The sequence below is a fragment of the Sorangium sp. So ce185 genome (genome assembly GCF_051526825.1).
Classification (GTDB): Bacteria; Myxococcota_A; Polyangia; order Polyangiales; family Polyangiaceae; genus Sorangium; species Sorangium cellulosum_D.
In genome coordinates, this window is sequence record NZ_CP150316.1 from 2,149,173 (window position 1) to 2,163,913 (window position 14,741).

Sequence of the window (14,741 nt, forward strand, 5' to 3'; positions counted from 1 at the left end):
AGGTGCCCGGCCCTCGGGGAGAGGGCCGGGGAGCGCGGTCAGGCGGGGGAGATCACTGCGCGCGGAAGCCCTCGGCGGGGCGCAGGCGCCCGGCGTACAGGCTCGGCGCGACGGTGGCCAGGAGGCAGATGAGGATGGCGACGTCGCCCGTGATGGCGAACGCCTGCGGGGTCGCGTGCACGGGGAGGCGGGAGATGAAGTAGACCTTCGGGTCGAGCGGGAAGCCGTAGACCAGGAGCCCCTTGCACACCGCCACGCCGAGCAGGAGCCCCAGCGTGGTGCCGGCGAGGCCGATGATCCCACCCTGGTAGAGGAAGATGCGGAGGATCTCGGAGTCCGTCGAGCCCATCGCCTTGAGGACCGCGATCTCCTTCTTCTTGTCGAGCACGACCATGATCAGCGTCGCGATCACCGTGAACGCGGCGACCACGATGATGAGCCCCAGCACGACGCTCATGAGCAGCTGCTGGACGACCAGCGCGGTGAAGAGCCCGTGGTTCAGCTCCTCCCAGTCCATCGTGTAGTAAAGCCCGTTGCTGAGGAGGTTCGTGATCTCGCGCGCGATGTTGCTGGCGTTGTCGATGTCATCGACCTTCATCTCGACGCCGGTCACCGTGTCGCCGTGATCGTAAAACGCCTGCGTCTCGTAGAGATCGGCGTACGCGAGCTTGGTGTCGTACTGCTCGAAGCCCGCCTCGAAGAGCGCGATGACCCGGAACTGCTTGGCGACCGGCGGCTTGATGGCGCCGTCCGAGAACGAGAAGCCGATGGTCGGCGAGGTGACGGTGACGCACTCGCCGATCTCGAGGGACAGGTTCTTCGCCAGCCCGGCGCCGATGACGATGCCCGGCAGCTTGGCGACCTTCTCCTTGTCCGCGCAGGGATCCGGATCGACCTCGGGCGGCAGCTCGTCGTCCTCGGGCAGCTTGCTGCCGTACCCGCCCTCCGGCTCGATCGACCCCTGGGGGGCCCCCTCGGCGATCGCGAGCTCGGCCTCCTCGGCGCCAGCACCCTCGGCGACGTCGAGCTCGGCCGGCGGGGGCGCAGGCTCGGCGCCGGCGTCCCGCGCGGCCGCCTTGCGCTCGTCCTCCAGGATGCGCTCCTCGTACGCCTTCAGCAGATCGAGCTCACCCGCGTCGGGCTCGAGCGCGCCGCGGGCGCCCTTGTCCAGGAGAGGAACGTCGGGCAAGGACGGCGACGGCGACGGCGCGCGCTCGGCGGGCTTCGCCCCGGGGCGCCGCAACCCGCTGAGATCGCCGCCCGGGAGGACGTACCGAGGCAGATCGAGCACGGGCGCGGCGGCGCCGTCGGCGCCCACACCGAGGCTCCTGGCCGGGTCGACCCCCTTCACGAGCACGTTGGTCGCGGTCGCGTCGCCGTGCGTCAGCATCATGGGGTTGATGCTGAAGGGCGCCGCGCCGATGACGCCCGGCACCTTGGCGACCTGATCCATGACCGATCTGTATTCCCGAAAATCCGTGGAATACTTGATCACCAGGACGTGAGCGTTGACCCCGAGGACCTTGTCGCGGAACTCCGTCCGGAAGCCGCCGGTCACGCTGATCACGGTCGCGAGCGCCGCGACACCGAGCGCGACCCCGAGGATCGCGAACGTGGTGCCGACCGAAACGAACGCCCGCTTCTTGGAGCCGAGGTACTGCAGCGCGACCCGGATGGTGTAGCGCTGCGTCGCGATATCGTAGATCAGCGCGGCGAGAACCAGAAGAACGACGACATTAAGGGCAATCCAGGCCGAGTAGAGCGCGACCTTGAGGGGGTAGCTCATCGCGCAGCCCTCCTAGCAGAACGCGGCGCGCGCGGCACGGTGCCCGCTGCGCCGCAGAGGGCAGAGCGGCTGTGCCCCGACGCGGCGGCCGCGCCCCGGCGTCATCGGCCGCGCCGGCTTTCGCGGGCGACGTCCGCTGGCCCTCGCTTCCCGGACCGAACACCTGCTAGGATCCGACCCTGCCGCTGATGCCGGCATGTGGCGTGCACCTCTGCCCGCGAGCCTTTCATGAGCGCCACCAAAAACGAGCACCACACCGCGCGCAGCAGAGTTTTCGAGGAAGAGGCAGGCGCGCTCGATGAGGCACCGGCGTCGCGCCCCACCGGCGCGGCTGGCGGCGCTCGCTCGTCCGGGGTCGGCACCGCGTTCGCGCCCGCCGTGGCGCCCGAGGGCGCGGGCGACGACGTGCCCGTGGACGTCGAGCTCCGGCCCTCGTCGAGGCCCTCCAGGTCGGGCTGGGTCGAGGGGCCGGACAGCGAGATCCCGCCGAGCTTCCGCGCGCCGCCGCCGCTGCGCCAGAAGACCCCGCGGCTCGGACGGCAGAGCGAGCCGGACGCCGACGAGATGAGCGGCAGGACGAGCGCGGCCCCGATCAGCGAGGCGGAGCCCTCCCTGGAGATCCCGCCGCCGGACGAGGTCGAGCCGCGCGAGCGGCGGCCGCCCGGCGCAAAGGATCCGTACATCGGGACGACCTTCGATCACCGGTACAAGATCGAGCGGCTGCTCGGCGAAGGCGGGATGGGGTTCGTGTACCTCGCCCGCCACAAGGTCATCGACAAGCGCGTCGCCGTGAAGGTGCTCCGCGCCGAGCTCGCGCGGGACCGCGAGATCTTCGAGCGCTTCGTGCAGGAGGCCCGCGCCGCGTCGAGCATCGGCAACCCGCACATCGTCGACATCTCCGACTTCGGCGACCTGCCGGACGGCTCCACGTACTTCGTCATGGAGTACCTGGAGGGCGTGAGCCTGGCGCAGCTCATCGACTCGCCGAACGAGCTGCCGATGGACCGCATCTGCCACATCGCGCTGCAGCTGTCCGCGGGCCTCGCCGCCGCGCACGACGCGGGCATCATCCACCGCGATCTCAAGCCGGACAACGTGTTCGTGGTGCCGCGCGGCAGCGATCCGAACTTCGTGAAGATCCTCGACTTCGGGATCGCGAAGGTGTCGACGAGCACGACGACCAAGCTGACGCGCGCCGGGGCGGTGTTCGGGACGCCGCACTACATGTCGCCCGAGCAGGCCGCCGGCGCGCCGATCGATCACCGGACCGACATCTACTCGCTCGGCGTGATGCTCTACGAGCTCGTGAGCCGGCAGCTGCCGTTCAACGCCGACAACTTCATGGGGATCCTGACGCAGCACATGTACAAGGCGCCGGTCCCCATCCGCGCGCTCGTCGGCGGCCCGGACTGCCCGCCTGGGCTCGAGGCGGTGATCCTGAAGTGCCTCTCCAAGAAGCCGGAGTCGCGCTACCAGTCGATGAGCGATCTCCACGACGACCTGGAGCGCGTGCGGAGCGGGGGCGTGCCCGGCGCGGTCGCGGAGATGATGGCGCGCTCGGGCGGCTTCAACGTGCCGCACGACTACTTCAAGACGTCGAAGGTGATCGTCCCGGCGACGCCGCCGTCGCCGCCGCGCTCGCCGTGGCCTCGCTACGTGTGGGTCGCCGGCGCGGCGGCCGCGGTGGGGATCGTGACCGCCATCTTCGTCATCGGCGCGAGCGGGTCCGCGCGCGACACGGCCCCGCAGGCGCAGAAGCCGCCGGTCGAGGCGCCGGCGGTCAGGCCGGCCCCCGCGCCGCCGCCCGCCGTCCAGAAGACGGTGGTCGCGCTGGCCGCCGTGCCGGAGACGGCGGTCGGCTACCGCAACGGCGTGGAGCTGAGGCTGCCCGCGAGCATCGACGTGGAGCAGGGGCAGACGGTCACGATCGACATCCGCGCCGAGGGGTACCACACCAGCACGGTCGTGCTCGATGGGACGGAGCAGAGCAAGCTCGTGAAGCTCGTCGAGGTCGACGAGAAGGGCGGCGCGAAGGTGAGGCCCGGCGGGACGCCGCGCCCGCCGCCGCAGACGACGGCCAAGCCGCCCAAGGGCTCGGACGTCCGGGACCCCTGGGCGAACCAGAACCAGAAGAAGTGAGCGGGCGCGCGGCGCGGGCCCCGCTCTCCGGGCGCCGTGATAAGCCGCGGGGGTGACCCAGATAGCTCACCTCATCGACCTCGTCCCCGAGGACGTGCTCGGCATCTGTCGCCGCCTCCGCGAGCGCGGCAAGCGCGGCTGGATCGTCGGCGGCTGCGTGCGCGACCTGCTCCGGGGCGAGCCCGCCAAGGACTGGGACGTCGCGACCGACGCGCGGCCGGAGGAGGTCATGGCCGCGTTCCGGAAGGTGATCCCGACCGGGATCCAGCACGGGACCGTGACCGTGATGGTGCGCGGCGTGCCGTACGAGGTCACGACGCTGCGGGGCGACGGGACTTACAGCGACGGGCGGCGGCCGGACCGGGTCGAGTTCGTGGACGACATCACGGCCGATCTCGCGCGGCGAGACTTCACCATGAACGCCATCGCGCTCGATCCGGTCGACGGGCACCTCATCGATCCGTTCGGCGGGCAGCGGGATCTCGAGGCGAAGGTCATCCGCGCGGTGGGGGACCCGGGCGAGCGCTTCGCCGAGGACGGGCTGCGGGTGCTGCGCGCGGCGCGGTTCGCGGCGACCCTGGAGGGGGCGCTCGATCCCGAGACCGAGCGCGCCATGGGCACCGCGCGGTCGCACCAGACGTTCCGCTGCGTGAGCGCGGAGCGGGTGCGCGACGAGTGGCTCAAGGCGATGCGCGCGCGCCGCCCGAGCGTGGCGTTCGAGATCATGCGGCGCACGGAGCTGCTCGGGATCACCTGCCCGGAGATGATGGAGTCGGTCGGGTGCGAGCAGAACCGCTGGCACGCGTACGACGTGTGGGGGCACGCGATGGCCTGCCTCGACGCGTGCAAGCCGGAGCCGATCCTCCGCGTGGCGGCGCTGATGCACGACATCGGCAAGCCGAGGACGCGCGAGTTCTCGGACAAGACCCGCGACTACACGTTCTACGAGCACGAGCGGGTCGGCGCCGAGATGGCCGAGCCGATCCTGTCGCGGCTGCGCTTCTCCAACGACGAGCGGGCGCGGATCGTGGCGCTCATCCGTCACCACTTGATCTGCTACGACGACTCGTGGACCGACGCCGCGGTGCGGCGGTGGCTGCGGCGGGTGACGCCGGCGCTCGCGCCGGATCTCTACGAGATCGGCGTCGCCGACGCGCTCGGCAAGGGGCGCGAGGTGACCGAGGACATCGCGACGATCGGGCGGCTCCGGGCGCGGGTAGAGGCGATGCTCGCCGCGGGCGCGGCGCTGTCGGCCAAGGATCTCGCGGTGAACGGCAGCGTGCTGATGAGAGAGCTCGGCATCCCGCCGAGCAGGCTCGTGGGGGAGCTCCTGGAGCGGCTCGTCGAGGTCGTGACCGAGGAGCCCGAGGCGAACACGCCCGAGCGGCTGCTCGCGGCGGCGCGGGAGCTCGTCGCCGCGAAGACGGCCGGCGCGTAGGGTTGTAAGGGGGGAGCTGTCGACGAGGCTGCCCGGCCCTGCGCTGGCCTGCTCGGCGCGCTCCGCGTGTGCACGAGGGTGGTATCGGCGGGACGCGCGGACCCTCCTTGTCGCGCGTCGCGCCCGTTCACCCGCGCTCGGCCATCTCCTCGCTCCTTAGGGGAGCCTGTCCCAGATCGCGAGTCCATCGGTCGCAGACAAGGTACATGAGCCGACAACGGTGGTCGGTTGTCTACCTGCCGTCAGCCTCGATTATTTCATGCCGATCGCATCCATCCGGACGTGTCTCGTGTAACATCCGTTGCTGCGCACTGTCGCGCCCCCCATTGGGAGGTCCATTTTGAAGCTCTCGACGAAGACGCTTGTTGGGCTGATTGGTTTGGGTTTGCTTGCGGCGGCGGCATCCATCGGTGGATGCTCCGGCGGGGGTGGTGAGGCGAGCTCCGGCAACAACGGCTCTGGCAGCGGCAGCGGCGGCGGGGGCGACGATACGACCGGGACCGGGAGCGGGATCGGGGACGGCGGCGGGTTCGATTTCGATGGAGGGACCGGGGACGCGTCGCTCAACGAGGACACCGCGTGTGTCGCGACGAAGCTGCAGGCCGATTACGAGCAGCGGCCGGCCGACATCATCTTCCTCATCGACAATTCCGAGAGCATGACGGACGAGATCAACAGCGTCCAGCGGAACATCAACCAGAACTTCGCCTCGATCATCGAGCGGAGCGGCATCGATTACCGCGTCATCATGATCTCGAAGCACGGCAGCTCGGATCTGGAGCAGTCGGTCTGCATCGAGGCGCCGCTCGGCAGCGGGAGCTGTTCGCCGGTCCCGACGACCCCGAACACCAACCCGCCGCACTTCTACCAGTACAGCCTGGAGGTCAGCAGCCTCAACTCGCTCTGTCTCGCCATCGACACCCTGAAGGGCGCGATCCCGCCCAAGGGCGAGACCACCTCGCCCGGGTGGTCGCAGTGGCTGCGGCCGGACTCGCTCAAGGTGTTCGTCGAGATCACCGACGACGGCGTCGACTGCTCGTCGATCTCGCTCGGCGCGGACCCCGCGAAGACCGACGAGGGCGACATCGCGCTCAAAGACGTCGACGACGATGACATGGAGACCCTGGCCGGAGGCACCAAGTCGGCGGAGACCTTCGACGCGGCCCTGATGGCGGTCGCGCCTGAATACTTCGGCACGCCGAGCGCGCGCAACTACATGTTCTTCAGCTTCGTGGGCATCGTGGAGAACACGCCGCCGACCGCGCCCTGGCCGCCGGAGGAGCCCGTCACCTGGGAGCAGTGCCGGCCCGGCTCGGTCGACCCCGGGACGACGTACCAGACGCTCAGCGTGATGACCGGAGGGCTGCGGTATCCGATCAACCAGGACGACACCTACGACGCCGTGTTCCAGGCGATCGCCGACAGCGTGATCTCGGGCGCGAAGCTGTCGTGCGAGATCGAGGTGCCCAAGGCGCCAGGCGGCCACTCGATCGATCTGGAGACGGTGCAGATCGAGTTCACGCCGAGCAACGGCGGGCAGAAGCAGACCTTCTCTCAGGTGAAGACCCCCGAGGAGTGCAAGCCGATGTCCTTCTACATCGACGAGGGGATCATCCGGCTGTGCCCGGACACGTGCGCCATGGCGGTCCAGGACAACACGGCGGGCATGAACCTGCTCTACGGCTGCTCGGTCAACCCCAACTGAAGCGAGGAGGCGCTCCCGAGCGCATCGCGCCGGGAGCGCCGGCCCGAGGCGCCGCCCGGCCGGCGAGCGTCGGCGCGTCGGCGGTCGGACAGGCGCGCGGACCGTGGGAGCCGGGCGCCCGGGCCTGCTACCCTGCGAACGCAGATGCGGGTCGATGTGGCGTGCCGTGCCGGCCACGGCGGAAGCGAGGAGCCCGTGGCGTTCACCCTGGGGGAGCGCCGCGTGCGGGTGACCGAGATCCTCGACCGGTGGCCAGGGGGCGATCACCTCTACTTCAAGGTGCGCGGGGACGACGGGGCACGGTACATCCTGCGGCGCGATTTCGAGATCCTCGTGTGGGAGCTCGAGGTCTACGAGGCATCCACGGATACCTACGGCGAATGATGGGGGTGCGCTCCGAGGCGGCGGAGGTGGACGGGACGGCCGCGGACGAAGGCGCGGTGGACCGCGGCGGTCTCGGGGGCGAAGACGAGGTGATTCAGGAGCTCCGCCTCGCCGAGGAGGTGCTCGGGGAAACGGACGGCGATGAAGTCGGCCTCCTTGCCGGCCTCGAGGCTGCCGATGACCCGGCCGAGCCCGAGGGCGTCGGCCGTGCCCTGCGTGGCCATGACGAAGAGCGCGGACGGGAGGAGGCGGTCGCCCAGACAGAGGGCATTGTCGAAGGCGCTCGACATGGTGCGGCGCATGTCGAAGCTGCGCCCGGCGCCGACGTCGCTGCCCAGCCCGACCGAGACCGCGCGGGCGCGCGCGTCGGCGAGGCGCATGCGGCCGCTGCCCAGGAAGAAGTTCGAGTCGGGGCAGTGGACGACCGACGAGCGGGTCTCGGCGAGGCGATCCCACTCGCGCGGCGTGAGGTGGATGCCGTGCGCGAGCAAGGCGCGCCCGGTGAGCAGGCCGACGCGGTCGTAGACGTCGATGTAATCGCGCGCCCACGGGTGCTCGCGCAGCGTGGCCTCGCCCTCGGCGGGCGTCTCGGCGACGTGCGTCTGCACGAGGAGGCCGTGGTCGTGAGCGAGGAGCGCGGCCGCCTCCATCAGCCCGCGCGAGCACGACAGCGCGAAGCGAGGGGTGATCGCGAACTCGAGCAGCCCGCCGCCCGCGCCGTGCCAGCGCTGCACGAGATCCCGGGCCATCGCGATCGCGTCGTCGCGAGGGACGCAGAGCGCCTCGGGGCAGTTCTGGTCCATGAGCGTGAGGCCAGCGATGCCGCGCAAGCCGGCGCTCGAGAGGGCGTCGAAGAGCTGGTCGGTCGCGCCGGCGCACGAGCTGGAGAAGACCACGCACGTCGTCGTGCCCGACGCGGCGAGGCGCGCCGTGAACTCGCCCGCGACGATCGCGGCATAGCCGTCGTCGCGGAAGCGCGCCTCCTCGGGGAAGACCGACCGCTCCAGCCAGTCGAGCAGCGAGCCGCTGGCGCTGCCGATGATGCGCGTCTGCGGGAAATGGACGTGCGCGTCGATGAAGCCCGGCATCAACACCGATGGCCGCAAGTCCAGCACCGGGCCGCGGAAGGCGCCCGGGGCGAACGGCGCTGCCTCCACGATGCGGCCGTCGCTGCCGACCACGAGCAGCGCGTCGTCCAGGTAGCGGACCGGAGCGCCGTTCGTCGCCGCGGCGAGCGGGGTGAGCAGGCGACCGCGGTAGGCGCGCGGCGACTCCGGCGGCCGCGCGCTCATCGGATGGCGATCTCGCTCCGGCGCGCCCAGCCCATCACCATGTTGCCCCCGTCGTGCTTCATGACGAGCGCCCACGCGCCCGACTCGCGCATGACCATCACGAGCTCCCCCGCGGCGACGGCGCCGATCCGGGCGCCGTCCGCTCGCGGCTCCTCGAGCAGCGTGATGCTGCGCGAGGCGATGCCCGCCTGGAGGCGCGCGGGCGCGTCCGGGTCGTCCTCCTCGCCTCCGGCAGGGCCGTCGTCGTGCGGCGACCGCGGCTCGTCGGCGCCAGGGTCGTCGTCGAAGGGGAAGCGGGCGCGGGCCTGCGCGCGGCCCGCCCCCGGGGAACGCCCCTCCAGGAGGTGCGCGAACCGGCCGGCGCTCTGCATCGGCGAGCGATCGTCGGCGATCGCGCGCAGCACGAGCGGCGCCGTCGGGAGCGCCGCGACGGCGGTGGCGGCGAAGAGCGCGAGCCCGGTCAGCCGATCGAGCCGGCGCGCGCGCGGCGGCGCGGGCGCGGCGCCCGGCGGCGGCTCCGCCCGGGCAGCGAGGTGCGTGCCGGCGTGCGCGGCGCGCACGTCGCGGGAGCCAGGAGAGGCACCCTGTCCGGCGGGGGAGTCGTCCATCAGCGCAGAGGATACGCGCTGCGGCCAGCGCGGTCGACTGCGCGGCGGCGCGCGGCGCCGCGGCCGCGGATCCGCCGGCCGGCGAGCGCGTCAGCGGAGCTCGCGCGGCAGCGGGGCGGCGGCAGGGTCGCCGGAGGCGGCGCGGTCCGCCGGCGCGGCGCCCGCTGCGCCCGGGTCCGCGCAGCAGCGGAAGCCCTGCTGGTAAAACATGTGGTTCTCGTCGTGCGAGCGGGTCGAGGGGCGGCAGCGCGTGCGGACCGGGCCCCAGTAGCCGCCCTTCAGGATGGAGGGGCGCTCGCCTTCGCGGACGGAACGGGTCCACTCATCGATGTTGCCGGTCATGTCGTAGACGCCGAAGGGGCTCCGGCAGCGGGGCTGGACGCCGGACGGCATGCCCTGCCAGAGCCGATCCATCTCGCCCATGGCGGCAGGGCCGCCCCGCGGGCGCAGCGCGGTCTCGATGTACGGGCGCCACGGCTGGTCGACGACGCACGCTTCCGGGTCGCGGACGTAACCGTACGGGTAGGGGCGCGCCTCCTCACCCTCGCAGGCGAAGGTCCACTCGGCCTCGTCGCAGAGGCGCTTGCCCTCCTCGGCGCAGAGCTCGCCCGCCTCGTAGAACGAGACGAGGATGACCGGATAGACGCCCTTCTGGTTGGGGTACTCGTAGCGATCGATGCAGAAATGCATCGGCTTCGTGTCGAGATCGCTCGACATCGCGAGCCACTTTTCGCGATCGAACTCCGCGCATCGCTCCGGGTAATCCCTGCTGATCCAGTGCTTGCAGGTCGTCCGCTGCATCTCGTCGATGGAGCGCAGGTCGCCCTGGGCCTTCGGCGTGGGGTCGAGCTTCATGGGGCCGGAGACCTCGACCATGCCCGTCGGACAGACGCCGCGGTTGCCCTCGATCTGGTCGGTGGCCTCGCGCGACTCGGCGGGGGACGACGCGATCTGCCAGTGGCGGTCGCGCACGAGGCGCCACTCGAACCGGAGCCGGCGCGGCAGCGCGCCCGTGATGGCGCCCGTGGCGAGCGTCGGCGGCACGGCCGGCGCGTCGGCGAGCCGCAGCACGAGCAGCGCGAGGCCGGCGACGCCCAGCGCGAAGCCGGCGGCGACGGCAGCGCGCAGCGCCCTCGCGCGGGGCGGCGCGGGCTTCCGCGGCGAGTGGGCGTACCTGTGCATGCTCCCTCGCGTAGATTACTGCGCGGGGGACTCGAAGGCAGACAACTTTTCGCGGAGCCGCGCCACGTCGCCCTCGCGTTCGTCGGACAGGTCGCGGGTCTCCCGGGGATCGCTCGCGAGATCGAACAGGAGCATCCGGTCGCGCTTCTTGCGCTTGAGGACGAGGAGCTTGAGGTGACCGTCGACGACCGCCGCGCGGCGGGCGGTGCGGGCGAACACCGGTCCGCGGGGCGCGCGGTCCGCGCCGGCGGCGATGGTGGCGAGGGAGCCGCCCTCGACGGCCGCGGCGTCCGCGCCGCCGAGATCGAGGACGGTGGGCGCGAGGTCGATCGTGCTCACCGGGTGCGGGTAGCGGCCGGGCGCGGCGCCGGGGAGGGCGACGACGAGGGGGACGCGGATCGCCTCCTCGTAGAGCTCGACCCCGTGGCCGACGGAGGCGTGCTCGCCGAGGCCCTCGCCCTGCGCGCCGTGGACGATGATCGCGGTGCGGCCGGCGCGGGGGCCGCTGGCCACGGCGTCGAGCAGGGCGCCGAGCTGCCGGTCGACGTAGGCGATCTCGCCGTCGTAGGCGGCCGTCCTGCCGGCGCCGAAGCGGATGCCGGGGTGGCTGACGTAGCGCTCGTGGGCGTCGAAGAGGTGGAGCCAGAGGAAGACCGGCTGGGCGCGCTGGGCGTAGCCGTCGAGGAGCTCGATGGCCTTCTTGACGGCGAGGTGGCCGGTCGCCTCGCGCTCGGGGTGGGCCTCGCCGTAGACGGTCTCGAAGCGGTCGAACCCCTGGTCGAAGCCGCGCTCCTGGCTGATCCACGTGAACGAGCTGACCGCGGCGGTGAGGTAGCCGGCGCGCTTCATGCGCTCGGCGAGGGTGTCGTTCTCGGGCAGCAGCGTCGGCCACGCGCGGCGGTCGCGCGCCGCCCGGTTGAGGCGGCGGCCGGTGACGAGGGGCGCGATGGCCCGCTGCGTCTCGCTCGAGGCGGCATAGGCGCGCTCGAACAGCACGCCGCGCGCCGCGAGCTGGGCGAGCCGCGGGCTCGTGTCGCGGCCGTAGCCGTAGGCCGACGTGTGGTCGGCGCGCACCGTGTCGAGGGTGACGAGGAGGATGTCGGGGCGCGCCGGCGCGGACGTCGCGGCAGCGGCGGGGGCTGCGGCGGCGGTGGCGGGGGCCGCGGCGGTGGCGGGGGCCGCGGCGGTGGCGGCCACCACGGCGTCGGCGGGGGTGGTGGTCCTGGTCAGGACGGCCGGGACGACCGCGCCGCGATCGTCGCGCGTCGCGGGCGCGGCGGCGGCGCGCGCCGGCGCGGCGGGAGCGGCCGGCGGGGCGCTGGCAGGGGCAGGGAGGGCCGCGAGCGCCCTCGCGGGCCGGGAGGCGTCGCCCTGGGCCGCGGCGCCGCAACCCTGGTCGATGCCGTCGCCCGGGATGTCCGGCGCGCCGTGGTACCGGGTGGGGTCGCCCTCGTCGCAGTCGAGGCCGCCGAAGTGCGCGCCCATCCCGTCGCCGTCGCGGTCGGTCCACCGCTCGAGCGCGCCGAAGAGGGTGGCCGCGAGGCCGCCGCCGGCGCGGACGGCCTGGCCGAGCGCGGGGAACGACTCGACCCGGGCGGTCGCGGTCATGAGGACCAGGGCGGCGAGCGGGACGCCCGCGAGGCTGGCGACGCGGCCGACCGCGGCGCTGAGGTCGACGCTGGAGACGAGCGCGGTCGCCACGAGCGCGATGGCGCCGTCGACGATGGCGGCGCGCACGGCGGCGCCGGCGTCGCCGGCGGTGCTGCCCGCGAAGGCGGCGAGCGGCGCGAAGGCGGCGACGAGGGGCAGGGCGCCGATGGCGGCGCCGGCGACGGCGAGGATCCACGGCTTGACGCCGCGGGCGGCGAGGCGGTCGCCGAGCGCGACGAGGCGCTGGGTGAGGAGCGCCGCGGCGGCGACGCCGGCGAGGCCGAGGACGCCGAAGGTCGCGCCGGCGAGGCCGCGGTGGTGGGTCGTCGCCTTGAGGAGGGCGGCGAGCGCGGCGAGCACGGGCACGGCGACGCCGATCCAGAGCGCGACGCGGAGGACCGCGAGGCGCTCGCCGCCCGCGCCGACGATGCCGCGGAAGCCGCGGCCGGCGGCGCGCGAGAGGATGATCGCGAGCGTGACGAGCGGGAGCAGGACCGCGGTGCCGACGAGGAGCCCGTCGAGGAACGACGCGCCGGCGCGGGCGGTGCGCAGCGCGGTCGGGACCGCGGAGAGCGACGCGACGCCGAGGCCGAGGACGCAGGCCTCGCCGAGGCGGGTGGTCCAGGCGCTGCGGCGCGGCGGCGGGGGGGCGGACCGCGCCGGCGGGGGGACGGACCGCGCCGGCGGCGCGCTCGGGCGGGCGGGCGGACCGCTCGGGGATCGCGGCGGGACGCTGTCATGGGCGCCGGCGGCGCTCGGCGGCGGGGGACCTGGTTCGGCGGTGATCATGGGCACACTGGGGGAGGGCCGCGCGGGCGCCTCGCGAGGGCCTGTCGCGCCTGGCCGCGAGGTCGTGCGCCCTGCAGAACGGGGGCCTACCATCGGCGCACGGAACCGGAAAGTATCCTGCGGGAGCGGATGGGCTGGGGGCGGCGGGGAAGGGGGCGCTCGGGCGCCGCGCCGGGGGCCCGCGCGGCGCAGGCGCGCTGGCGGGCTGCGGGCAGCTGCGGCACCATGGCGGAGCCGTGCCGCTCCCTGCGCGCAAGCTCGCCACGATCGCGGACCTGCTGGCCATCCCCGAGGCGCAGCGCTTTCACGAGATCGTCGACGGCGAGCTGGTCCCGAAGGCGATGCCCTCGCCGAAGCACGGCGGGGCCCAGGCGTCGCTCGCCGGGATCGTGTTCCGACCCTACAACCGTCGTCCGGGGGGGCGCTGGCCCGGGGGGTGGTGGTTCGCCACCGAGGTCGAGGTGGAGCTCGAGGAGCACGAAGTCTACCGTCCGGACGTGGCGGGCTGGCGGCGCGAGCGCCTCCCCGAGCTGCCCGAGAAGACGCCGATCCTCGTGCGTCCCGACTGGGTCTGCGAGGTGCTGAGCGCATCGAACGCGCGCAACGACGTCGTGAAGAAGCAGCGCACGTACCACCGATGCCAGGTGCCCCATTACTGGATCGTGGATCCCATGAACGAGGTGCTCACCGTGCTTCGCTGGACGGAGGGCGGGTATCTGAACGTGCTCACGGCGGAGCGGGGCGAGCGGGTCAGGGCAGAGCCGTTCGACGCGATCGCGTGGCCCGTCGGCGTGCTCTTCGGGGACGACCCGGACGAGGAGTAGCTCGGCCGTCGGGTCGGCAGCTCGACGAGGCAGGGAGCGGGGAGCTCAACCTGGGTCGGGATCTCCGGGAGCTCAACCCGGGTCGGGAGCTCAACCTCGGTCGGGGCGCTCAACCCCGGTCGGGGCGCTGGGTCGGGAGCTCAACCCGGGTCGGGGAGCTCAACCTGGGTCGGGGAGCTCAACCTGGGTCGGGAGCTCAACCCCGGTCGGGAGCTCAACCCCGGTCGAGAGCTCAACCCCGGTCGGGGAGCTCAACCTGGGTCCTCCGGCGCCGGCCGCGCCGCGATCACCCGGCTCATCACCCCTCGCAGCGCGTCGAGGTCGAACGGCTTGTCGAGCACCGCGGCGGCGCCGAGGGAGCGCGCCAGCGCGTGGGTGGAGCTCTCGCCGAAGGCGGTGATCAGGACGATGGGCGGCCGGCGCCGCACCGCGGACAGGCCCGCGAGCACCTCCATGCCCGTGAAGCACGGCATCTGGATGTCGCTGACGATCGCGTCCACGTGCGCAGGCGGCTCCCGGCCAGAGAACCAGGGCAGGAGGTAATCGAGGAGCTCCAGGCCGTTCTTCGCCTCGACGACCTCGAAGCCGTCACACTTCAACGTGGACGCCAGCAGCGCCCGCATCTCGTCGTCATCCTCGGCCACGAGCACCCGGCAGCCCGCGCCATACCGGTCGGCGGGCGGAGGGGGCGGCGGATCGCCGACCCACGGGTCGATGAGGCTCATGCACAGCTCCTTCCGCCAGCCATCCCGTGCCGACGAGGCCGGCAAGCACACGCGCTTTGCACGTCGTATGCCTCGTGCCGCCAGGGCCCGGGAGCCGGCGCGAGCAGGGGAGTTTTGCCCCACCCGGGGAGGTTCGGGACGCCCTGCGTGGACCGGCCGTCACCGTCGACGCAACGGAGCCGACGGCGCCGATCGATCGCGGGCGCGCGCCGGCAAGCT

11 protein-coding genes are annotated in these 14,741 nt (G+C 72.9%); 5 read left to right on the forward strand and 6 right to left on the reverse strand.

The window, feature by feature from the left end:
* Positions 1-52 precede the first annotated feature (52 nt).
* On the reverse strand, positions 53-1,786 hold the full coding sequence (locus WMF26_RS07880) for an ABC transporter permease (RefSeq protein ID WP_437999809.1): 1,734 nt from the start codon (positions 1,784-1,786) through the stop codon (positions 53-55).
* A 228-nt stretch (positions 1,787-2,014) separates the two neighbouring features.
* Here WMF26_RS07880 and WMF26_RS07885 point away from each other — a divergent pair, with 228 nt between their 5' ends.
* The 4 genes from WMF26_RS07885 (at position 2,015) to WMF26_RS07900 (ending at position 7,452) form a co-directional block, all read left to right on the forward strand.
* Entirely contained in the window at positions 2,015-3,925 is a 1,911-nt protein-coding gene (locus WMF26_RS07885) for a protein kinase domain-containing protein (protein ID WP_437999810.1), read from the forward strand.
* A 52-nt stretch (positions 3,926-3,977) separates the two neighbouring features.
* Positions 3,978-5,363: a CCA tRNA nucleotidyltransferase gene (locus WMF26_RS07890; protein ID WP_437999811.1), complete on the forward strand. Its 1,386-nt coding sequence runs from the start codon at positions 3,978-3,980 to the stop codon at positions 5,361-5,363.
* A 379-nt stretch (positions 5,364-5,742) separates the two neighbouring features.
* Complete coding sequence (locus WMF26_RS07895) at positions 5,743-7,068, forward strand: hypothetical protein (RefSeq protein WP_437945490.1); 1,326 nt, start codon at positions 5,743-5,745, stop codon at positions 7,066-7,068.
* Between the two features lie 195 nt (positions 7,069-7,263).
* Positions 7,264-7,452, forward strand: coding sequence for a hypothetical protein (locus WMF26_RS07900; RefSeq protein WP_236644493.1), 189 nt, complete (start codon positions 7,264-7,266; stop codon positions 7,450-7,452).
* Here WMF26_RS07900 and WMF26_RS07905 read toward each other — a convergent pair.
* From WMF26_RS07905 to WMF26_RS07920, 4 genes are all read right to left on the reverse strand, one after another.
* A complete protein-coding gene (locus WMF26_RS07905; protein ID WP_437999812.1) occupies positions 7,440-8,744 on the reverse strand; it encodes a guanine deaminase in 1,305 nt (434 codons plus the stop codon). The two genes, WMF26_RS07900 and WMF26_RS07905, sit on opposite strands and share 13 nt — an antisense overlap.
* Entirely contained in the window at positions 8,741-9,352 is a 612-nt protein-coding gene (locus WMF26_RS07910) for an SH3 domain-containing protein (protein ID WP_437999813.1), read from the reverse strand. Before WMF26_RS07910 ends, WMF26_RS07905 begins: the two co-directional genes overlap by 4 nt.
* A 90-nt stretch (positions 9,353-9,442) precedes the next feature.
* A complete protein-coding gene (locus WMF26_RS07915) occupies positions 9,443-10,534 on the reverse strand; it encodes a formylglycine-generating enzyme family protein (RefSeq protein WP_437999814.1) in 1,092 nt (363 codons plus the stop codon).
* Between the two features lie 15 nt (positions 10,535-10,549).
* Positions 10,550-12,973, reverse strand: a complete 2,424-nt coding sequence (locus WMF26_RS07920) for a sulfatase (RefSeq protein ID WP_437999815.1) — start codon at positions 12,971-12,973, stop codon at positions 10,550-10,552.
* A 236-nt stretch (positions 12,974-13,209) separates the two neighbouring features.
* Between WMF26_RS07920 and WMF26_RS07925 the strand changes: the two genes are divergently transcribed.
* On the forward strand, positions 13,210-13,797 hold the full coding sequence (locus WMF26_RS07925; RefSeq protein WP_061623629.1) for a Uma2 family endonuclease: 588 nt from the start codon (positions 13,210-13,212) through the stop codon (positions 13,795-13,797).
* Between the two features lie 251 nt (positions 13,798-14,048).
* Here the strand turns inward: WMF26_RS07925 and WMF26_RS07930 are convergent, their stop codons facing one another.
* On the reverse strand, positions 14,049-14,522 hold the full coding sequence (locus tag WMF26_RS07930) for a response regulator (RefSeq protein ID WP_129573679.1): 474 nt from the start codon (positions 14,520-14,522) through the stop codon (positions 14,049-14,051).
* Positions 14,523-14,741 lie beyond the last annotated feature (219 nt).